The organism is Microbacterium altimontanum (assembly GCF_058349865.2).
In genome coordinates this window covers 11843-32741 of the sequence record NZ_JBYRJB020000001.1, presented here as the reverse complement: position 1 = coordinate 32741, position 20899 = coordinate 11843, and the positions used below count along the sequence as shown (strand labels likewise).

General features: G+C 70.5%; 20 protein-coding genes and 1 tRNA gene. 10 read left to right on the top strand and 11 right to left on the bottom strand.

Annotated elements, in window-relative coordinates; genetic code table 11:
* Positions 1-19: 19 nt before the first annotated feature.
* Complete coding sequence (locus AC3RX1_RS00155; protein ID WP_491499208.1) at positions 20-892, bottom strand: LuxR C-terminal-related transcriptional regulator; 873 nt, start codon at positions 890-892, stop codon at positions 20-22.
* Between the two features lie 79 nt (positions 893-971).
* Here AC3RX1_RS00155 and AC3RX1_RS00150 point away from each other — a divergent pair, with 79 nt between their 5' ends.
* A complete protein-coding gene (locus tag AC3RX1_RS00150) occupies positions 972-1325 on the top strand; it encodes a DUF485 domain-containing protein (RefSeq protein ID WP_491499207.1) in 354 nt (117 codons plus the stop codon).
* Complete coding sequence (locus AC3RX1_RS00145; protein ID WP_491499206.1) at positions 1322-2935, top strand: monocarboxylic acid transporter; 1614 nt, start codon at positions 1322-1324, stop codon at positions 2933-2935. The genes AC3RX1_RS00150 and AC3RX1_RS00145 overlap by 4 nt, the downstream gene beginning before the upstream one ends.
* A gap of 71 nt (positions 2936-3006) precedes the next feature.
* Here the strand turns inward: AC3RX1_RS00145 and AC3RX1_RS00140 are convergent, their stop codons facing one another.
* Positions 3007-3543 carry a methylated-DNA--[protein]-cysteine S-methyltransferase gene (locus AC3RX1_RS00140; protein ID WP_491499205.1) on the bottom strand — a complete coding sequence of 179 codons (537 nt, stop codon included), beginning with the start codon at positions 3541-3543 and terminating at the stop codon, positions 3007-3009.
* A 217-nt stretch (positions 3544-3760) separates the two neighbouring features.
* Between AC3RX1_RS00140 and AC3RX1_RS00135 the strand changes: the two genes are divergently transcribed.
* The gene (locus AC3RX1_RS00135; protein WP_491499204.1) at positions 3761-7465 is read left to right on the top strand and encodes an AAA family ATPase; all 3705 of its coding nucleotides are present in this window, start codon (positions 3761-3763) and stop codon (positions 7463-7465) included.
* Entirely contained in the window at positions 7455-7631 is a 177-nt protein-coding gene (locus tag AC3RX1_RS00130) for a hypothetical protein (protein WP_491499203.1), read from the top strand. Before AC3RX1_RS00135 ends, AC3RX1_RS00130 begins: the two co-directional genes overlap by 11 nt.
* Positions 7632-7637: 6 nt before the next feature.
* On the opposite strand, the gene mscL is transcribed toward AC3RX1_RS00130, so the two are convergent.
* Genes mscL through AC3RX1_RS00115 form a run of 3 tightly spaced genes read right to left on the bottom strand, consistent with a single transcriptional unit; the run spans position 7638 to position 9044 of the window.
* Positions 7638-8078 carry a large conductance mechanosensitive channel protein MscL gene (mscL, locus tag AC3RX1_RS00125; protein ID WP_491499202.1) on the bottom strand — a complete coding sequence of 147 codons (441 nt, stop codon included), beginning with the start codon at positions 8076-8078 and terminating at the stop codon, positions 7638-7640.
* Positions 8079-8112: 34 nt separating this feature from the next.
* Positions 8113-8436, bottom strand: coding sequence for an FmdB family zinc ribbon protein (locus tag AC3RX1_RS00120; RefSeq protein ID WP_491499201.1), 324 nt, complete (start codon positions 8434-8436; stop codon positions 8113-8115).
* A gap of 11 nt (positions 8437-8447) precedes the next feature.
* Positions 8448-9044, bottom strand: a complete 597-nt coding sequence (locus tag AC3RX1_RS00115; RefSeq protein WP_491499200.1) for a 5-formyltetrahydrofolate cyclo-ligase — start codon at positions 9042-9044, stop codon at positions 8448-8450.
* Between the two features lie 32 nt (positions 9045-9076).
* On the opposite strand from AC3RX1_RS00115, the gene galU reads away from it, so the two are divergent.
* From galU to AC3RX1_RS00095, 4 genes are all read left to right on the top strand, one after another.
* Positions 9077-9961: a UTP--glucose-1-phosphate uridylyltransferase GalU gene (galU, locus tag AC3RX1_RS00110; protein WP_491499199.1), complete on the top strand. Its 885-nt coding sequence runs from the start codon at positions 9077-9079 to the stop codon at positions 9959-9961.
* A 45-nt stretch (positions 9962-10006) separates the two neighbouring features.
* Positions 10007-10636, top strand: coding sequence for a GNAT family N-acetyltransferase (locus AC3RX1_RS00105; protein ID WP_491499198.1), 630 nt, complete (start codon positions 10007-10009; stop codon positions 10634-10636).
* Between the two features lie 58 nt (positions 10637-10694).
* On the top strand, positions 10695-11801 hold the full coding sequence (locus tag AC3RX1_RS00100; protein WP_491499197.1) for a SepX/GlpR family protein: 1107 nt from the start codon (positions 10695-10697) through the stop codon (positions 11799-11801).
* Positions 11802-11892: 91 nt separating this feature from the next.
* Positions 11893-11968 (top strand) — tRNA-Ala (locus tag AC3RX1_RS00095).
* Between the two features lie 101 nt (positions 11969-12069).
* Here the strand turns inward: AC3RX1_RS00095 and AC3RX1_RS00090 are convergent.
* Positions 12070-12618 (bottom strand): helix-turn-helix domain-containing protein, encoded by a 549-nt coding sequence (locus tag AC3RX1_RS00090; protein WP_491499196.1) that lies wholly within the window; start codon positions 12616-12618, stop codon positions 12070-12072.
* Between the two features lie 36 nt (positions 12619-12654).
* On the opposite strand from AC3RX1_RS00090, the gene AC3RX1_RS00085 reads away from it, so the two are divergent.
* Positions 12655-13563: an alpha/beta fold hydrolase gene (locus AC3RX1_RS00085; RefSeq protein ID WP_491499195.1), complete on the top strand. Its 909-nt coding sequence runs from the start codon at positions 12655-12657 to the stop codon at positions 13561-13563.
* Here AC3RX1_RS00085 and AC3RX1_RS00080 read toward each other — a convergent pair.
* Genes AC3RX1_RS00080 through tdh form a run of 3 tightly spaced genes read right to left on the bottom strand, consistent with a single transcriptional unit; the run spans position 13547 to position 16643 of the window.
* Positions 13547-14368 carry an MBL fold metallo-hydrolase gene (locus AC3RX1_RS00080; protein WP_491499194.1) on the bottom strand — a complete coding sequence of 274 codons (822 nt, stop codon included), beginning with the start codon at positions 14366-14368 and terminating at the stop codon, positions 13547-13549. The genes AC3RX1_RS00085 and AC3RX1_RS00080 overlap by 17 nt on opposite strands.
* Positions 14365-15603, bottom strand: a complete 1239-nt coding sequence (locus AC3RX1_RS00075; protein ID WP_491499193.1) for a glycine C-acetyltransferase — start codon at positions 15601-15603, stop codon at positions 14365-14367. The genes AC3RX1_RS00080 and AC3RX1_RS00075 overlap by 4 nt, the downstream gene beginning before the upstream one ends.
* Complete coding sequence (gene tdh, locus AC3RX1_RS00070; protein ID WP_491499192.1) at positions 15600-16643, bottom strand: L-threonine 3-dehydrogenase; 1044 nt, start codon at positions 16641-16643, stop codon at positions 15600-15602. The genes AC3RX1_RS00075 and tdh overlap by 4 nt, the downstream gene beginning before the upstream one ends.
* Positions 16644-16821: 178 nt before the next feature.
* Between tdh and AC3RX1_RS00065 the strand changes: the two genes are divergently transcribed.
* Positions 16822-18216 carry an APC family permease gene (locus AC3RX1_RS00065; RefSeq protein WP_491499191.1) on the top strand — a complete coding sequence of 465 codons (1395 nt, stop codon included), beginning with the start codon at positions 16822-16824 and terminating at the stop codon, positions 18214-18216.
* A gap of 44 nt (positions 18217-18260) precedes the next feature.
* Here AC3RX1_RS00065 and AC3RX1_RS00060 read toward each other — a convergent pair whose 3' ends face one another.
* On the bottom strand, positions 18261-19214 hold the full coding sequence (locus AC3RX1_RS00060) for an alcohol dehydrogenase catalytic domain-containing protein (protein WP_491499190.1): 954 nt from the start codon (positions 19212-19214) through the stop codon (positions 18261-18263).
* Between the two features lie 71 nt (positions 19215-19285).
* Positions 19286-20878: an AMP-binding protein gene (locus AC3RX1_RS00055; RefSeq protein ID WP_491499189.1), complete on the bottom strand. Its 1593-nt coding sequence runs from the start codon at positions 20876-20878 to the stop codon at positions 19286-19288.
* Positions 20879-20899 lie beyond the last annotated feature (21 nt).

The following is a 20899-nucleotide window of genomic DNA, read 5'->3' as shown; positions in this document are numbered from 1 at the left end:
CGGATGCTGCTGGGCGACGCTATGGAAGAATTCCGGCTCGACGCGCTTTCGCCACCGCCGAATGCCGGGTCGAGACATCCAATTTCGCCATTGCCGACGCGAGATACGATTTCACCGTCGCCTCTTTCACTCCGAGCGCCGATCCGATCTCGGAATTCGTCGAGCCCAATGCGGCGCACGCGAGCACGTCGATCTCGCGCGGGGAGAGCGGGATGTCGAGTTCGACGGTCGCCTCTTCACGCGAGAGCGCGGCAAGACGGTGCTCCACATTGTGCAGCTGAGCGCGCAGTCCGGAATCTTCGACGGATGCCGCGATTCGGCGCAACTCCGCATACGTCTCGCGAATCTGCTCCTGCAGGGCGGGGGCGATTCCCGCCGCGGGCGCCGCGTCGGGAAGGCGCGAGAGCCGGCGACGCACCTCGTCGCGGATGCGCAGTTCGGCGGCGACTTCGTCGGCGATCGCGAACGCGGGCTGCGCCGCGACCTCGCCGACGCGCCGCTGGCCCCAGGAGCCGCAGTACAGCACGCCACGGGCGGTGCCCGAGACCATGACGGGAACCGCGAAGAGGGTCGCGATTCCCTCGCCGAGGATGACGCTGTCGTAATCGTGCGTGATGCTCTTGGCCGTGCGGTAGTCCAGCGTCACGCGCGGCCGCGTCTCGATCACCGCGCGACCGCCGAGACCCCGGCCGGGGCGCACCACGAGGCCGTCGATACGGCGCGTGCGCGCACCGGCGACGGCGCTCACACGGACGGCGCCCTCGTGGAGCATGCCGCCGAACGCCACGGGGAAGCGCGTGCGCCGGGCGAGGTCGCCGACCGCGCGCTCGATGAGATCGGAGTCGGGATCCTTCCCGCTCACGCCGGGTGCCATGCCCGCAGGTGCTGCCACGCACTACCTACTTCCGGGGGTGACGGCGTCGCTGCCGATTTTCGTAGCGTCGACCCTATCACCGAGGCAAGGAGGCCCCGTGTCAGAATCCACCACCGATGTCACCCCGACGGGTGACATCGACTATGTCGCCGTGCAGCAGTCGGCGCCATTCCGGCAATTGCGCAAGACGCAGCGCAGTTTCGTCTTTCCTTTGTCGGTGGCGTTCCTGCTCTGGTATTTCGTCTACGTCCTGCTCTCCTCGTTCGCGACCGACTTCATGTCGCAGCGCGTGTGGGGAGACATCACCGTCGGTCTGCTGTTCGGTCTCGGGCAATTCGTCACGACGTTCGCCATCACGATGTGGTACGTGTCCTATGCGAATCGCCGGCTCGATCCGAAGGCTGAAGTCATCCGCGCCGAACTCGAGGCGCGGCAGGGGGCCGCATCATGAACGCATTGTCCTTCGCGGCCGAGAAGGCCACGAAAGTGGAGAACGACCCCATCCTGAACATGACGATCTTCGCGCTGTTCGTCGCGGTGACGCTGTTCATCGTGATCCGCGCGAGTCGCAACAACAAGACCGCGGCCGATTATTACGCCGCCGGTCGATCCTTCAGCGGGCCTCAGAACGGCTTCGCGATCTCGGGTGACTATCTCTCCGCGGCCTCGTTCCTCGGCATCTGCGGGGCGATCGCCGTCAACGGCTATGACGGATTCCTCTACTCGATCGGATTCCTCGTCGCGTGGCTCGTCGCGCTCCTGCTCGTCGCGGAGCTGATGCGCAACACCGGAAAGTTCACGATGGCCGACGTGCTGTCGTTCCGGCTCAAGCAGCGCCCCGTACGGATGGCGGCGGCGATCACGACGCTCGTGGTGTGCCTCTTCTATCTGCTCGCGCAGATGGCGGGCGCCGGCGGACTCGTGTCGCTGCTGCTCGGCATCGACGGCGAGGTCGGCCAGTCGGTCGTGATCGCCGTGGTCGGCGTGCTCATGATCGTCTACGTGCTCGTCGGCGGAATGAAGGGCACCACATGGGTGCAGATCGTGAAGGCGTTCCTGCTCATCATCGGCGCCGTCGTGATGGCGGTGTGGGTGCTCGCGCTGCACGGCTTCAGCCTCGACGTGCTCCTCGAGCACGCCGTGGCGACGTCACCGGCGGGGGAGTCGGTGCTCGGCCCCGGCCTGCAGTACGGCGCCAACCCCTGGGACTTCGTGTCGCTCGCGCTCGCTCTCGTGCTCGGCACGGCGGGCCTTCCGCACGTGCTGATGCGCTTCTACACGGTGCCCACCGCGAAGGAGGCCCGTCGTTCCGTGGTCTGGGCGATCTGGCTCATCGGCATCTTCTACCTGCTCACGCTGGTGCTCGGCTACGGCGCCGGTGCCCTCGTCGGGCCCGACGCGATCAAGGCGGCTCCCGGCGGGGTGAACTCGGCGGCGCCGCTCCTCGCGGCATACCTCGGTGGACCGGTGCTGCTCGGCATCATCTCCGCCGTCGCATTCGCCACGATCCTCGCCGTCGTCGCCGGGCTCACGATCACGGCCGCCGCCTCGTTCTCCCACGACATCTATGCGAACGTCGTGAAGAAGGGGAACGTGCCCGCGGGCGGCGAGGTCAAGGTCGCCCGACGCACGGTCGTCGTGATCGGCATCCTCGCGATCGTCGGCGGGATCGGCGTGCAGCACCAGAACGTGGCGTTCCTCGTCGCGCTGGCGTTCGCCGTCGCGGCCTCGGCCAACCTGCCGACGATCCTCTACTCGCTGTTCTGGAAGAACTTCACCACGCGCGGGGCGGTGTGGAGCATGTACGGCGGCCTGGCTGCCGCGATCATCCTCATCTTCCTCTCCCCGGTCTTCTGGGGCGGCGAGACGAGCGTCTTCAAGAATGTGGGCACGGCGATCTGGCCGCTGAACAATCCGGGTATCGTCTCGATCCCCGTCGGGTTCGTGCTGGGATGGCTCGGCTCGGTCCTGTCGCGCAAGGACGAGGACCCGGAACGCGCCGCCGAGATGGAGGTGCGCTCGCTCACCGGCTTCGGCGCGGAGAAGGCGACCTCGCACTGATCGGCCCACTCGTCTGACGTCGAGGTGGAACGGCCCTGGGGAACTCCGGGGCCGTTCCCGCGTCGGGCGGCCTACTCGCCCGACGCGTGCTCGCCGGCCTGCTCGTGGTCGAGCAGGAACTTCTTGACCTCGGCGCGTCCGCCGTACCCGCCGATCGAGCCGTCCGACCGCACCACCCGGTGCACCGGGACGACGATCGAGAACGGCGAGTTCGCGCACGCGTTGCCGACTGCCCGGGCCGCGCGGGGTCGTCCGGCCATCACGGCGACCTCGCCGTAGCCGGCCGTCTGCGCATACGGGATGTCGCACGCCGCCTGCAGCGCCTCGCGGGCGAATCCGCCCACGAGGCGCCAGTCGAGCGGGAGGTCGAACACCGTCCGTGCTCCGTCGAAGTACTCGTCGAGCTGACGCGTGACCTCGGTGTGCGCGTCGTCGTCGCGGTCGGGGAGCGTGCGCAGCGCCAGCGTGAGCCGTGCGAGCTGGATGCCGAGGTCGCGCTCGTCGTCGTCCCCCCGCAGCACGTGCAGGATGACGAGGCCCTCCTCGGTCGAGACGAGCAGGATGTCGCCGACCGGCGAGGGATGGACGGTGAACGTGGCGTGCGTCATGTCACCATCCTGACAACCTCTGCCGGCCGATGGCGGCGGTCCTGACCGATCCGTGGACGGTCGCCCGGCGACCGTGCATCGGACACGGTTGGGGAGGAACCGCCGATCAGCGCGGCAAGTCTCGCGGCAATCCCGCGAAACTCGCGCCGCGCTGCCGGACGCGGGAGCGGCGGGAGCTTAGGGTGTGTCTGTGTGGCGAGCTGAGGGAAGCGCTGTGATGAGCGCCAAGAGGGATCCGGATGAGGCGGACGTGACCCCGGCGACCCTCACGCTCTCGGATCCCGGGGTGACAGTGATGCACGTGGCAGAGCCGGAACGGGAGCGCATCCGTGCACAGGCGGCTCGTCTCGGAGGCCGCTCCACCCTGCTGCATTTCGTGGACGGCGCCGACGCGGCGATCGAGATCACCAAGGCGCATCCCGGCAGTCTGCCGCAGTTCATCACCGGCCGTTCCACGCTGCTGTCCAACCTCTTCCGCGACGAGGTCGGGCTGCGCACGGCGCGGGTCGCCGCCGGACAGGTCGCGTCGAAGAACGTCGAGCTGCGCACGGCGCGCGGCCTCGATGTCGTGCGTCTCGCCGTGGGCCTCGCCGCCTGGACGAACGGCGACGCCGAATACTGCGCGCCGGTGCTGCTGCGGCCGACCGCGATCCGTCGCCACCACACCGATTTCGAGGTCAAGCTGCACGGCGCCTTCGCCGTCAACAGTGAGCTCGTCCGCGCCCTCGCCACGCAGTTCGGCGTCCAGCTCGACGGCGCCCACCTCGCCTCGCTCGCCACCGCCGGCGGCGTCTTCAACCCGCAGCCCGTGATCGACCGGCTCCGTCAGCTCACCGCCCACATCCCGTCGTTCAGCGTGCGTCCGCGCCTCGTCGTGTCGACCTTCGGCGACATCGGCGCGCGCATGGCACGCGACCTGACGAACCTCGACCACCCGGTGCTCAACGGCCTCGCCGGCCACACCGACGACCGGGAGCTGCTCGCGCTCCACCGCGACCGCCCGGCGGTGACCGACCCCGACGAGCGGCCGCCGGCATCCGACACCCTTCTGCTCGATGCCGACGCGGAGCAGGAGGACGTGCTCGCCCGGGTGACCGACGGCCAGTCCCTCGTCGTGCACACGCTGCCCGGCACCGGCGGCATGCAGACGGTGATCAACGCGCTCGGCGCTCTGCTCGACGACGGCAAGCGGGTGCTCGTGGTGAGCGCGCGCCGCTCGACGCTCGAAGGCGTCCGCCATCGCCTGGCGGGCATCGGTCTGGCCGGACTCGCCGTGTCGCCCACGCATCTGCGGCGCGACCTCATCCGCGCCATCGGCCGCAACGAGAAGGCCGAGCAGCCGCGCATCAGCGACATCGACGATGCGCTCGTGCGCCTGCGCACTGTGCTGCGCGACTACCGCGGCGCCCTGACGGAGCCCCGCCCAGAACTCGGCGTGTCGGTGCTCGACATCGTGCGCGAGCTCACGGCGCTCGCCGCGACCCACCGCCCGGCGGGCTCCGCGCGGTTCGACGCAGCGACGCTGCAGCGGCTGAAGAACATCCGCAGCCAGGCCGCCGACAAGCTCGTGGCGGCGGCGCGGCTGGGCGAGTTCCGCTTCGGCCCCGACGACTCGCCGTGGTACGGCGTCACGTTCACCTCGACCGGCGACGCCCGCGCGGCGCATGCGCTCGCCCGGCGCCTGCACCGTGACGACGCCCCCGCTCTGCTCGAACGCGGCTATGAGCTCATCGCGCAGACGCACATGCGGCCGTTCCGGACCGTCTCCGAGCTCGGCGAATACCTCCGGCTCCTCCAGGGCATCCGCGACTCGCTCGACAGGTTCAGCCCGACCGTCTTCGAGCGGCCGCTCACCGAGCTCATCCACGCACACGGGCCGCGGCGGGATGCGCCGCAGCTGTCCGGCGCCGACCGGCGGCGGCTGCGCAGCCTGGCGCGGGAGTACGTGCGGCCGGGTGTGCACGTGCCGGACATGTACGAGGCGCTCGTGCGCATCCAGCGCCAGCGCACGCAGTGGGAGTCGCACGCCGAGGCAGCGAGCGCGGCGCCCGAGGTGCCGGTGGGTCTCGCCGACGTGCACGCGCTGTGGCTGCGCACCCAGTCGGGCCTCGACGACCTCGATCGCGTCCTGGGTCAGACGGATGCCGCGCGCCTGAGCGCGCTGCCCGCGCAGCGGCTCGTGCGCGAGCTGGCCGGCCTCGCCGCCGACTCCGCGTACTTCGAGAACCTCATCGAGCGGGCGACGCTGCGCGCGGAGCTCGAGCGGATGGGTCTGGAGCCGCTGCTGCTCGAGCTGAGCGTGCGGCACGTCACCGAGGACCAGGTGCGCGCGGAGCTCGAGTACACGTGGTGGCAGTCGGCGCTCGAGCACCTGCTGCGCACCGACAGGGCGCTGCTGGGCGCGAACACCTCCGTCGTCGACCGCCTGGAGCGTGACTACCGGCTCGTCGACGAAGCCCATGTCGCCGCATCCGGCCCGCTGCTGGCGGCGCGCCTCGCGACGCAGTGGCGCATCGGGATCGTGGACCACGCCGATGAGGCGTCGGGCCTGAAGCACGCGCTGAAGTCGGGGGAGATCACCGCCGACCAGCTCGTGCGCACGGCGCCGAACCTCGCCGACACCCTCGCCCCCGCCTGGATCGCGTCGCCGTACGACGTCACTCTCATCCCCGACTCGGTCACGTTCGACGTCGTGCTGCTCGCCGACGCCGGTGCGCTCTCGCTTGCCGAGGCCGCCCCGGCGCTCCGCCGCGCGCGCCAGGTGGTCGCGTTCGGCGACCCGGTGACCCAGCAGCCGACGCCGTTCCGCATCGCTGTGGGGCGCCCGCGCGCCGAGGAGGAGCTGTCCGACGAGCAGGACCAGTTCGACGGCACGAGCGTGTTCGAGCGTCTCGCCGAACTCGTCCCGGTCGAGACGCTCACGCGCAGCTACCGCGCGGGCGGCGAGGACCTGGCCGAGCTCGTCAACGATGCGTTCTACGGCGGCGAGCTCGCGTCGCTGCCGTGGGCGGGCTCCTACCTCGGCCGCGGCAGCCTGTCCGTCGACTACGTCGAGGGTGGAGTGGGGGTGCCCGACCCGCACACCGGCGCCGTGGAGAGCCCCGACGCCGAGGTGGCGCGCGTCGTGACGCTCGTGGTCGAGCATGCGGTGAACCGCGGCAAGGAATCGCTCATGGTGGTCACCGCCAGCGCCCGGCACGCCGAGCGCGTGCGGGCCGCCGTCGACGCGGCGTTCGCGGGCCGTTCCGATGTGGCGGACTTCGTCTCCCGCGACACCGCGGAGCCGTTCGCGGTGCTCACCCTCGAAGAATCGGTCGCCGAGAGCCGCGACCGCGTGATCTTCTCGCTCGGCTACGGGCTCACGCGGCACGGGCGTGTGCTCAGCGACTTCGGCGACCTCTCCACGCCCGACGGCGAACGGCTGCTCACCGTCGGGATGACGCGTGCCCGCCGTTCGATGGTCATCGTGTCGTGCATCCGTCCCTCGGCGTTCGACGACGGCCGCCTCGAGCACGGCGCGGCGACCCTGATGACGGTGCTCGGCGGCATCGCCGCACGGGCGCGCGACGCGCGACTCGAAGACCTCGCCGACCCGCTCACCCTCGCGCTCGCGCGGGAGCTGCGCCGCCTCGGCGTCTCGGTCGACGTGCACTACCGCGGACTGCTGCCGCTCGTCGCCCAGTACGGCGGCAAGGCCGTCGTGGCAGAGTCCGACCCCGAGACGGCGGCCGGGTCGCTGCGCGAGACGCTGCGCCTGCGGCCCCAGGTGCTGCGCCGCCTCGGCTGGCACTACGTCCGCGTGCACGCGTTCGATCTGTACAGCGACCCGGCCGGCGTCGCACAGCGCATCGCGGGGATCCTCGGCGTGCATCCCGAGACGCCGACGGCGGATGCCGACACCCAGCCTATCGATGTCGAGTGACGACTCCGAGCGGCAGCGCATCGTGCACGTGCGCGGCTCCCGCCGCGCGAAGCTGACGCCCGCTCCCGGAACGACGCAGGAGCCGGTCGCCGCCGACGAGTCGTCGGACGCGGAGACCGGCCCCAATGACGAGCGGATGCGGCGCGAGAAGCCGCCGCACTACTGAATCGGCCTACTGCACCCGTCCAGCCGAGACAGTGCCGTCGGCCTGCTGCTTCTCGAGGAGGTCGCGGATCTGCACGAGCAGCTCCTGCTCCGAGGGAAGGGCCTCCGGCTCTTCGGTGACGCCGGCGGCGATCTTGGCCGCGCGGTGCTCCTTGTACCTGTTCATCGGGTAGACGAAGACGAAGTACACCACGACCGCGATCGCGAGGAAGCTGATCACCGCCGTGATGAGGTTCCCGATCGGGAAGATCACGGGACCGTACAGGCCGTGGATCGTGAAGCCGATCTTGCCGCTGGCGTCGGACTTCCAGACCAGCGCGATCAGCGGGTTGATGATGCTTTCGACGATCGCCGTGACGATGGCGCCAAACGCAGCGCCGATGACCACGGCCACCGCGAGGTCGATGACATTGCCGCGAGCGATGAATTCCTTGAAGCCTTTGATCACGTCAGTCTCCCGAGTGTTCGCCGGCCTACGCCGGTTACGACCCCGCGGATGCGGGGGAGGCCTTTGCCTCCGACTTCGATGATGGCGAAGACGATCCCGACGCGCCACCCGAATCGCCGGTGGACGCCGCCTTGCCGGAATCGCCGGACGACGCGGCCTTGCCCGAACCGCCCGACGGCGACGTGCGCGAGTCGGTGCGGTAGAAGCCCGAGCCGTTGAACGTCACGCCGATCGACCCGTACTGCTTGCGCAGCGGGCCGCCGCACTCGGGGCAGACGGTGAGGGCCGGGTCGGCGAAGGACTGCACGGCGTCGAAGGCGTGGCCGCACTGCTTGCAGGCGTAGGCGTAGGTGGGCATCGTTCTCCGGTTCAGCGCCCGGCGGGCGCAAGGGTGAGGGTGCGGGTCGGCGTGACGACCCCGGTGACGGGCTGGTCGTGCAGATCGCGGGGGACCTCGTCGATCAGCTCGCTGTCGTAGACGACCGCGTACACGGGCGGGCACCGCTCCATCGAGCCGATCGTCTTGTCGAAGTAGCCGCGGCCCCAGCCCAGACGCATCCCGCTCTTGTCCACGGCGGCGGCGGGGATGATCATGAGGTCGACGTCGTTGACGGCGATCGGGCCGAGCAGCTCGCCGACGGGCTCCGGGATGCCGAGGAGCCCGTCGGCGACGGCCCCTTCCGGATCTGCCACGACCCAGTCGAGCAGACCGTCGACCCGGGTGATGGGCAGCAGCACACGGATGCCGCGGTTCACGGCGGCGGTGACGAAGCTGCGGGTTCCCGGCTCGGTGGTCGTGGCGAGATAGCACGAGACGGAGCGGGCGCCGAGCGACTCGACGAGAGCGTCGAGCTGGGCCGCGATGCCCGCCTCGGCGGCCCGGCGGGCGGTCTGGGAGACCTGTTGACGCCGCTCACGCAGCTCGGCGCGCAGTGCGCGTTTGGCGTGGTCGATCGCGTCGGGCATGTCCCCGATTCTACGGTCGCTAGCATAGGGAGATGCCGCATAAGCCCTTCAAAGCCGTGATCCCTGCCGCCGGACTGGGAACGCGGTTCCTCCCCGCCACGAAGGCGATGCCCAAGGAGATGCTGCCGGTGGTCGACAAGCCGGCCATCCAGTACGTCGTCGAGGAGGCCGTGGATTCGGGCATCCGCGACGTGCTCATCATCATCGGGCGCAACAAGAACCCCATCGCGGATCACTTCGACTCGGTGCCCGAGCTGGAGTCGCGGCTCGAGCTCAAGGGCGACAGCGACCGCCTCGCGCGGGTTCAGCACTCGAGCGACCTTGCCGACATCCACCTCGTGCGGCAGGGCGAGCCGCGCGGACTCGGGCACGCGGTTGCCCGGGCGCGCGGACACGTCGGCGACCACCCGTTCGCGGTGCTGCTGGGTGACGACCTCATCGACGAGCGCGACCCGCTGCTGCCGAAGATGCTGGGGGAGTACGACAAGCGCGGCGCCACGGTGATCGCCCTCATGGAGGTCGAACCGTCGCAGATCCACATGTACGGCGCGGCCGCCGTCGAGCCGACCGACGACCCCGACGTCGTGAAGGTCCTGGGGCTCGTCGAGAAGCCGAGTGCGGAAGACGCGCCGTCGAACCTCGCCGTGATCGGCCGGTACGTGCTGCCGCCCGAGGTCTTCGAGATCCTCGAGCGCACCGAGCCGGGCAAGGGCGGAGAGATCCAGCTGACGGATGCGTTGCAGGAGCTCGCGTCCGATGCCGGCGCCGGCGTGTACGGCGTCGTCTTCCGGGGACGCCGGTACGACACCGGCGATAGAGTTGACTACATCAAGGCCATCGTTCAGCTGGCCGCCGACCGTGAGGATCTCGGACCGCAGCTGCGCCCCTGGTTCAAGGATTTCGCACAGACGCTGTAGCCGACTGCCCGATCGCCTCCTCCACGAGGCAGAACGGAGGGCGACATGGATCTCACCGACCCGCATCGACACGGCGCCGTCTCGATCCGCCTCGTGCGGCAGAAGGATGCGCGCACGTTGCAGCACGAGCTGCTGAGCAATCGCGCCTGGCTGCGGCCCTGGGAGGCGACGAGTCCCGACGGCCCCGTCTCGCTCGACATGCGTGTCGGCATCCGGCGCCTGCTGCAGCAGTACCGTGACGGCGCCGGCGTGCCGTTCGTGATGGAGTGGGACGGCCAGATCGCCGGGCAGCTGAACGTGTGGGGCATCGCCCGCGGTTCGCTCGCCTCGGCGACGATCGGCTACTGGGTGAGCGAGCGGTATGCGGGCCGCGACATCACCCCGATATCGGTGGCGCTGGCGACCGACATCTGCTTCACCGAGCTGCGTCTGCACCGCATGGAGATCTGCATCCGGCCCGAGAACAAGGCGAGCCTGCGCGTCGTCGAGAAGCTGGGCTTCCGCTACGAGGGTCTGCGGCGCCGCTACATCCACATCAACGGCGACTGGCGCGACCACTACTGCTTCGCGCTCACCCGCGAAGACGTCCCGGAGGGAGTGCTCGCCCGGTGGGCGGCGGGACGTGCTCCGCAGGATGCGGCGGCGATCCCGCCGACCGACCGGCTGCCCGCGTAGCTCACGACACGCGAGCCGTTGCGGGGTGCGGGCGTCCCGGTCGCATACCGTTGTCTGCATGGGTGGGCAGGTGCTGAGCGGGGGGATCGTCGTTCTCGTGGCGGTCGTGCTGTGGCTCGTGTATCTGCTGCCCAGCTGGTACCAGCGTCACCAGTTCGACGCCGCCGAGCGCAACGCCGTGCGCCTGAACCAGGCCCTGCGCGTCCTGGCCGAGACGAGCGAGACGCCCGACGAGGTGCGCCTGGAGCTGAGCGCTCGCACCGCGGCTGCTCAGCAGAAGCTCGCACGCCGTGCGCAGGCGGAGCGCGAAGAGGTGGCGCGAAAGGCGCAGGCCGAGCGGGATGAGCTCGCCCGCGCCGCACAGCTCGAGCGCGAGGCACTCGCCCGCGACGCGCAGATCGCCCGCGACGCGCTCGCGCGCCGCGATCTCATCGAGCAGGAGCAGGCGGCCCTGCGGCGTGCGGAGGCTGAGCGCGCCGCGCAGCGCGCGGCCGCGGCGCGCGAGGCGGCGCTCGCGGCGGCGGCGGAGCGCGAGGCCGCACAACGACTCGTGACGATGCACGCCGCTGCGCAGTCCGCCCGGCAGGAAGCGGCGGCACGTGCAGGCCGGACCGGCTCCACGCCGGCATCCGTCTCTCCTGTGGCACGTGCGCGGCGCCGCGCGAGGCTGACGGTGACCGTGATCGGGATGCTGGCACTGGGTGTGAGCGGGTGGGGCGTGTTCGCGCTCCTGCAGTCCGGGAGCGCGGTGCCCCTCGCAATCGGCGCCGGCGTCGTGGGGGCGTGCGTGCTTCTGCTGACGCGGATGGCGCGGGTGAGTGCGCATGCCGGCGTCGCCGCACCCCGGACCGAGGTGCCCGTGCGGGCTCGCGTTGCGCGCGAGCCGCAGGATCTCTCGCTTGAGGACGAGCGTGCGTGGCAGCCGCGCGAGCTGCCCCGACCGCTCACCGCGTCGGCCGGTTCCCGTGCCGCCGCAGTGCTCGCGGGAGCCGCCGAGCGGGAGCAGCTGCGGCAGGCGGCGCTGGACGAGCCGCTGCGCGAGCGCGCGGAGCGCGAGCGCCCCGCCGAGCTGGACACGGCGCGTCTTGCCCGGATGGGCCACGTCGACGACGCCGAGATCGAGGCGCACGTGCGGGCGCTGCTGCGCGAGCGCGCGGTCGGCTGACCGTCGTCCACCGACGTGGGCAGAGGCGGATGCGTCGGTCCGTCGGCGTTCGAAGCGCCCCGTGAGTCGTGATAGTGTTGCTGAGGTTCTTGGGCCTGTGGCGCAGTTGGTAGCGCGCTTCGTTCGCAATGAAGAGGTCAGGGGTTCGAATCCCCTCAGGTCCACCAAATGTCGAAGCGCCTCCTTGCGGGGCGCTTCGTCTTTCCCAGGTCGGGTGCCGGCGGGCGCCGCGGCTCGTGAAGGAACTCGCGACGGCCGCCGGATGAGCTCAGCCTGACGCGTCTTGCTGCGGCGCTGGTGCGGGAAAGAAGACCGGGCTGAGCCGATAGGCGCGCCGGCCGGGGCCGGGCTCCCCGCGGGCGAGCGAGCCGAACAGCGTCTGGAGCTCCTCGCCGAGCTCGGCAAGCTCGCCATCGGTCAGCCACACCGTTGCCTGCCGATAGGAGACGGAGTCGGCCACCGGGTCGGCGCCGTCGCGGTCGAGGTAGTTCTCGAACTCGGCGAGCAGCACGAGCATCGCAGCGGCGAAGCCGCGCCGATGATCGTCGAGCGACATCGCCGCAGCGTTCTCCACCGTGACGGAGGGGCGATCGCTGCGGAGCCGGTACCGCCGCTCGACGGCCCCGCGCACCTTCTGCTCGGCGGCGACCTCGATGAAGGCCCCCGCCGCAAGCGCGGCGACGTGCCGGTAGATCGTGACCTTCGACGCACCGGTCAGGAGCTCGCCCAGTTCGCCGACCGTCAGTTCGCGGCCACCCGCCAGCGCATGCACGATCTGCAGTCGCACGGGGTGGAGAAGAAGCTCCGTGACATCCATGGCCTCACTCTTTCACAAGTGATACCGTTTGCAGATATGAAATCGGATGGCGCGGGCGAGCGAGGCGTCGTCGGCCGGCGCCTCGATGTCAACGGGCGGACGATCTACGTCGAGGAGCGCGGAACCGGATCGGACTGGATCGTCTTCGAAGCGGGATCGGGGCTCGGGCGCACCTCGTGGGATGCCGTCGTGCCGCTCCTGACGGAGCGCGCGCATGTGATCGCCTACGACCGCGCGGGATTCGGCCGCAGCGGACGCACCGCGGCACGGCTCGGCATCCGGGAGATGGGTGACGACCTCGCCGCACTCGTCGAGACGCTCGTTCCGCGCGGGGCGCGGCTCGTCGTCGTCGCCCACAGCATGGGCGGACTCGTCGTGCGCAACGCGCTCGAGCGCCTGGAGTCGCGACTGGCGGCGCTGCTGCTGATCGACACGACGCCGGAACGCGCACCGACCTACGACGGCTTCGACAGGGTTGCCCGCATCGTGAACGTCTCCCTCGCCGTGAGCGGCGCACTCGTCTGGTTCCGTCCGTTCGCGCGCAGGCTTACGCGGAAGCTCCGACCGATCTTCCCGCCCGCGACGTACCGGACGATGCTCGCCGAAGACTTCACCCGGCCCGGACTCGCTCAGACGCGCAAGGAACTCGCGGCCGTCGCGGCCGCGGTTCGCGACTTCCGTACGGCCCCGCCCCGGCTGCCGCGGTGCCCGACGGTGCTGCTGTCCGCCGACCGGCCGTTCCGACGGGGCAGCGACCAAGAGACGATCTCGGACCACCAGCAGCGCTACGTCGCCGAGCTGCCGGACGGCCGCTTCGAGCGCGTCCCTTCGGCGCACCTCATCCAGGCGGAGCAGCCCGAACTCGTCGCATCCACGATCACCGCGCTTCTCGACGGCCGGGCCGGCGAAGCTGCGCCCGGCAGTCGCGTCAGCCGGGACCGGTGAGGTGGTCGAACTCTCCGCGCACCCACGCCGCATGCCGGTCCGCCGACACCTGCACCGCGGACTTCCCATCGTGGTCGATGCGCAGACCGAAATTGCTGTAGACGCGGTCGAACTCGTACCGGTCGACGTGGGCGGCGATGCGCTCCACGACGGCGGCCGAGAGCGGAAGCCGGTTCGGATACGACCGCAGGAACGACACGGTGTGGCGGTCGGGATTGACCATGATCGTGTCGCCGCACAGCAGCACGCCGGCGTCGTCGGCGCCCGACCAGTGCACGACGCAACTGCCGGGGAAGTGTCCGCCGGGCTGTGACGCGACCACTCCGGGCGCCGGCTCGATCACGTCATCCCACAGCCGCAGCGCGTCGGGACGGCGCCCGAGCCACTCCGCGTCGACGGCGGCCACGTACACCGGCGCGTCGTCCAGCGCCCGCGACCAGAGCGACTGCACGCCGAACATATGCGGATGCGACGGGATGATGGCGAGCGTCGGGCCCAGCGCTCGGACGGCGGCCACCGCATCCGTCGTGATGGCACCCGGGACGTCCACCATCACGGTGCCGCTCGGCGTGACGATCACCTTCGCCTGCTGGCCGATGCCCACGCCGTCGGCGATATCGAGTCCCCACAGGCCCGGCTCGTGCTCGGTCAGCGAGATGCGACCGTCGAAAGCCCCGGGGTCGACCCAGTGCTGGCCGTCGGGGTCGGGATACTGGCGCTCATCGGCGCAGATCGGGCACAGCTCCGGAAGGTCGGCGGCATGCCGCTCCACTCCGCACGTGCGGCACTGCACGACATCCGTCATGCTCGCTCTCCCCGGCCCTGCGTCGCCGAGGCCTCGACCGATGCCTCGGCGTCCTCGGCCACGGCGGCTCGCGCCGCGATGAACGCGTCGACGCAGCGCCGGATCTGGTCTTCCGTGTGCGCTGCCGACAGCTGCACGCGGATGCGTGCCTTCTCGCGCGGCACCACCGGGAAGCTGAACGCGGTCACGTAGATGCCGCGCCGCCCCATCTCATCCGCGATGCGGGCGGTGCGTGCGGCGTCGCCGAACATCACGGGCACGATCGGGTGCTCGCCCTCCAGCAGGTCGAATCCCGCCTCGGTCATGAGCCGGCGGAAGAGGGAGGCGTTCGCCTTGAGCTTCTCGCGCAATTCGCCGGAGCCCTCGAGCATGTCGAGGGCCTGCAGCGTGCCGGCGACGATCGCCGGCGCCACGGTGTTCGAGAACAGGTAGGGACGCGCCTTCTGGCGCAGCACGTCGACGATCTCGCGCCGCGACGACACGTAACCGCCGGAGGCGCCGCCCAGCGCCTTGCCGAAGGTGCCGGTGTAGATGTCGACCCGGCCCTCGACGCCGCACAGCTCGGGCGTGCCGCGGCCGTTCTCGCCCACGAAGCCCACGGCATGCGAATCGTCGACGAAGACGAGCGCATCGAACTCCTCGGCGAGATCGCAGATCTCGCGCAGCGGGGCGATGTAGCCGTCCATGGAGAAGACGCCATCGGTCACGACGACGCGGAACCGGGCGTCGGCGGACGCCTCCAGCTGCGCGCGCAGATCGGCCATGTCGCGATTGCGGTAGCGCAGCCGCCGCGCCTTGCACAGCCGGATGCCGTCGATGAGCGACGCGTGGTTCAGCTCGTCGGAGATGATCGCGTCCTCGTCCGTGAACAGCGCCTCGAACACGCCGCCGTTCGCGTCGAAGCACGATGAGAAGAGGATCGTCGCCTCGGTGCCGAGGAACTGCGAGACGCGCTGCTCGAGCTCGAGATGCTGCTCCTGGGTTCCGCAGATGAACCGCACCGACGCGAGCCCGTAGCCCCAGTCGTCGAGCGCCCGCTTGGCGGCATCCACCAGCCTGGGGTCGTCGGCGAGGCCGAGGTAGTTGTTGGCGCAGAAGTTCAGCACCTCGGCGCCGTCGGCGATGATCTCGGCCTGCTGGGGGCCGGCGATGCCGCGCTCGTGCTTCGTGAGGCCGGCCCGATCGATGTCGGCGAGGACGGATGCGGCGTGCTCGAGGTAGCGGGTGGCGGTCATGACTGCGTCCAATCCAGGATGATCTTGCCGGTCGCGCCGCCGGCTGCGGCGTCGAAGGCCTTCTCCCACTCGCGGGCGGGGAAGCGGTCGGAGATGATCGAGGCGATGGATGCGCGCAGCGCGGCGCTCGTCTGCAGCATCGCGCCCATCGCGTTCCACGTCTCGAACATCTCCCGGCCGTAGATGCCCTTGAGGGTGAGCATGTGGGTGACGACCTTGCCCCAGTCGATCGCGAACGGGGCGGACGGGAGGCCCAGCATCGCGATGCGGCCGCCGTGGTTCATGTTCTCGATCATCTGCGGCAGCGCAGTGGCGGCGCCGCTCATCTCGAACCCGACGTCGAATCCCTCCCGCATGCCGAGCGCGCGCTGTGCGGCGGCGATGTCCTCGCGCGAGACGTCGACCACCTCGTCGGCTCCCATCTGCCGCGCCATCTCGAGCCGCTGCGAGCTCACGTCGGTGCCGACGATGAACCGTGCGCCGACGTGACGGGCGACGGCGATCGCCATGAGGCCGATGGGGCCGCAGCCGGTGACGAGCACGTCCTCACCGACGACGGGGAACGCGAGGGCGGTGTGCACGGCGTTGCCGAGCGGGTCGAAGATCGCCCCCACGTCGGGTTCGATCGACTCGTGGTGCACCCACACGTTGCTGGCGGGGAGGGAGAGGTACTCCGCGAACGCGCCGTCGCGCTGCACGCCGACGCCCTGGGTGCGGATGCACATCTGGCGGCGGCCGGCCCGGCAGTTGCGGCACGTGCCGCAGACGATGTGACCCTCGCCCGAGACCTGGTCGCCGACCGCGACGTCGTGCACCATGTCGCCGATCTCGACGACCTCGCCGAAGAACTCGTGGCCCGGGATCAGGGGGGTCTTCACGGCGGATGCCGCCCAGTCGTCCCAGCGCCGGATGTGAAGGTCGGTGCCGCAGATCCCGGTGCGCAGGATTCGGATGATGACCTCGCCCGGACCGGCGACGGGATCGGGTCGTTCGACCAGCTGAAGGCCGGGTCCCGGCTCGGATTTGTACAGTGCCTTCACGGCGCCTCCTTGTCTGCAGGCAATGCCGCAGGCACAGCGCTCGTGGCGCCGGTGCCCGCGAGATCAATCTAGTCGACCGGCGCCGGCCGCCCGGCCGTGCCCCCGCGGCCATCGCAGATCGCCACGGTGAGTGTCAAGGCCTCGCCGCGTCGAAGGGGCGGCCGATAGCTTCGGGAGGGTGAGCCAGAAGAGCACTCCTGACCGAACGAGCACGTCGGAGCAGACGACACCCGACCGGCTGCGCCGCGCGATCAGCGGGCCGCTGCTGTACGCGTTCATCCTCGGCGACGTGCTCGGCGCCGGAATCTACGCCCTCATGGGCGTGCTCGCAGGCAAGGTGGGCGGGCTGCTCTGGGCGCCGCTGCTGCTCGCCCTCCTGATGGCGCTGCTGACGGCCGGATCGTACGCCGAGCTCGTCACGAAGTACCCGCGCGCCGGTGGGGCGGCGGTGTTCGCCGAGCGGGCGTTCCACGCCCCGCTGATCTCCTTCCTGGTCGGCTTCAGCATGCTCGCCGCCGGCGTCACGAGCGCCGCAGGGCTCGCGGTCGCCTTCGCCGGCGACTACCTCGGCACCTTCATCGACCTTCCCGTCCCGCTCGTCGCCATCGTCTTCCTCGCTCTCGTCGGTGCGCTCAACGCCCGCGGCATCCGTGAATCCATGCGCGTCAACCTCGTGATGACGGCCATCGAACTCAGCGGGCTCGTCATCGTGATCGTCGTCGTGGCAGTGTTCCTCACCGGCGGCGGCGGCGACATGTCGCGTGTCGCGCAGGCCCCCGACGGCACCGGCGTCGCCACCGCGGTCCTTGCCGGCGCGATCATCGCCTACTACTCGTTCGTCGGATTCGAGACATCGGCCAACGTCATCGAAGAGGTGAAGAACCCGACGAGGGTCTACCCCCGCGCGCTGTTCGGCGCGCTCATCACCGCCGGCATCGTCTACCTGCTGGTCGGTGTCGCGAGCGCCGCCGCCCTCCCCGCGGACGAGCTCGAGAAGTCGACCGGTCCGCTGCTCGCCGTCGTCGAGGCGACGGGCCTCAGCGTGCCGTCGTGGCTGTTCAGCCTCATCGCCCTCGTCGCGGTCGCCAACGGCGCGCTGCTGACGATGATCATGTCGAGCCGGCTCGTCTACGGGATGGCGGAGCAGCGGCTTCTTCCGGCCGTGCTCGCACGCGTGCTCCCGCGCCGCCGCACGCCGTGGGTCGCGATCCTCGCCACCACGCTCGTCGCGATGCTGCTCACGCTCGTCGGCGACCTCACGACGCTCGCCGAGACCGTCGTCCTCCTGCTGCTGTTCGTGTTCCTCAGCGCGAACGTGTCGGTGCTCGTGCTGCGCCGCGACCGCGTCGAACACGACCACTTCCGCGTGTGGACGTTGGTGCCGGTGCTCGGGATCGCCTCCTGCCTGCTCCTGCTCTCGCAGCAGCGTCCGCTCGTCTGGCTGTTCGGCGCGATCCTGCTCGCGATCGGCGCTGTGCTCCACCTCATCGCGCGCTTCAGCAGTCGCGGGAGTCGGCCCGACGACGCGACTGACGACGTGGCGGCGGACGACGGACCGCGCGAGCCGTCCTGACCGGGCGCCGCTCGGCCGACGGCCCGCGAGCCCGCGACATCCCGCTACGGCGTCAGCAGCACCCGCGCGCCCTGCAGAGCGCCTGCCTCGACCAGCTCATGCGCCCGCGCCGTCTGCGACAGCGGCATGCGCTCGACGCGTCGCGACGCCAGCACACCCTCCGAGAGCAGCGCATCGACGGTGGCCGATGCCTGCGACAGCTCGGCGGCGGTCGCGCGCGAGATGGTGAAGCCCGTCACCGTCGCGTCCTTCAGGTACAGCTGACCGGTCGGCAGGACGGATGTCGTGTCAGGCCCCGCGAGCAGGACGATGCGCCCGCGCACGGCGAGAGCGTCGAGCGCGCGGGGCAGGTCGTTGGCCCCGGCGGCGTCGATCCACGCGTCGACCTCCGGCAGGGCGGTGCCGTCGAGGTCTTCGCGGACGACGAACTCCTGCGCGCCGAGCGAACGGCAGTACACCTCGTCCGCCGCGTCGGCGACCGCCACGACGTGCGCGCCGGCGTTCGCGGCGACGACGACGGCGGCGCTGCCGACGTTGCCGGCGGCGCCGATCACCACGACGGTCTCGCCCGCGCGGACTCCGCCGTGACGGAGCACCGCGAGCACCGCGGTGGCGCCCGGATGCAGCACCGTCACGGCTTCCGGACCGACGCCGTCGGGCAGGCGGTACAGGCGCTCCACGGGCACGATCGCGTACTCGGCGGCCGCGCCCTGCCGGCCGTCGTGGCCGAGGCTGTTCGTCCACACCCGGTCGCCGACCTCGAACCCCGTGACGTCGGCCCCGAACGCATCCACGGTGCCCACCGCGTCGCGGCCCACGATGAACGGGAACGTGACGTCGGTCGGGAAGGCGCCCGAACGGATCATGGTGTCGACGGCGTCGACGGTGGTGGCCGAGACCGCGATGCGCAGTTCGTGCGGGGCGGGCTCGGGCAGGGGAAGGTCATCGAAGATGATGTCGCCGGCCGTCCCCAGGTGCTTTACAAAAGCCGCCCGCATAGCGCCATTGTGACGTACGGCGGCCCCCGCCGCACCTGCGAGTTCTCCGGGCCCCGCGCGGGGCGATTCGATCAGACGGTCGCGGTCTCTCGGGCGCGCAGATCCTTGCGCAGGATCTTGCCCGAACTCGACTTCGGAATCGCCTCCACGAACTCCACGCGGCGCACCTTCTTGTACGGTGCGACGCGCTCCGCGACGAACGTCATGACCTCCTCGGCTGTGAGATCCCCGCCGGCCGCCGGCACGACGAACGCCTTGGGGATCTCCTGCTTCTCGTCGTCGAGCACGCCGATGACCGCGACATCCGCGACCTTCGGATGGCCGAGCAGCAGCGCCTCGAGCTCCGCGGGCGGCACCTGGTAGCCGTGGTACTTGATGAGCTCCTTCACCCGGTCGACGACCGAGAACCAACCGCCCTCGTTGTACGTGGCCACATCGCCGGTGTGGAAGAAACCGTCGGCGTCGATCGCGTTCGCTGTGGCATCCGGCTTGTTCAGATAGCCGAGCATGACCTGCGGGCCCTTGATCCACAGCTCCCCGGGGCGGGTCTCACCGTTCTCGCCGATCTCTGTGATCTCCTCGCCGGTGGCGGGGTCGACGAGCTTGCAGACCGTGTTCGGCAGGGCCACGCCGACCGAGCTGACCGGCACGTCGTCGCGCGTGTACGGCATCGCGTGCGTGACGGGGCTCGTCTCGGTGAGCCCGTACCCCTGCATCATGCGGGCGTGGATGCGTCGGCCGGCGAGTTCGGCCGTCTCGCCGTCGAGCGGGGCGGCGCCGGAGAACACCGTGTGCACCGTGGAGATGTCGAACTGGTCGACGATCGGGTGCTTGGCGAGGGCGACGGCGATCGGGGGAGCGATGTACAGGTATGTGCAGCCGAACGTCTGGATGTTCTTGAGGAACTCGACGAGGTCGAACTTCGGCATCGTCACGAGGCTGGCGCGCTGGCGCAGCGCGAGGTTCAGCAGCACCGTCATGCCGTAGATGTGGAAGAACGGCAGCACGGCCAGCACGCGGTCGCTCTCGCGCAGATCGATGTTCACGCGCGACTGCTGCACGTTGGCGACGAGGTTGCGGTGGCTGAGCATCACGCCCTTGGGGATGCCGGTGGTGCCCGACGAGTACGGCAGCACGGCGACGTGCGTGGCCGGGTCGAAGGAGACCTCGGGTGGGGTGCGCTGCTCGCCGAGCAGCTCGCGCAGGTTCGGATGACCCGGCGCGCCGTCGAGGACGATGACGTGATCGTCGGGGATGCCACACGCCGCCGCGGCCTCGGCGGCCTGCGGGAGCAGCGGGCTGACAGTCACGAGCCACGTGGCTCCGGCGTCTTCGATCTGCTTCTGGATCTCACCGGCGGTGTACAGCGAGTTGAACGTCGTGACCGCGGCGCCCGTGCGCAGGATGCCGTGGAACACCGCCGCGAACGCCGGGACGTTCGGACACAGCAGCCCCACGACCGTGTCGACGTCCGCGCCGCGAGCGGCGAGCGCGCCCGCGAAGGCGTCGACCTGCGCCTTGAGCGCGCCGTATGTCGTCTCCGCGCCGCTCGTCGGGTCGATCAGGGCGACGCGGCCGCGGTCGTCGTCGGACAGGTCGCCGAACAGGTACGCGTAGACGCTGACCGCGGGGATCTCGACATCGGGGAACGGGCTGTGGAACACGAGGTTTCTCCTTTGATTCTT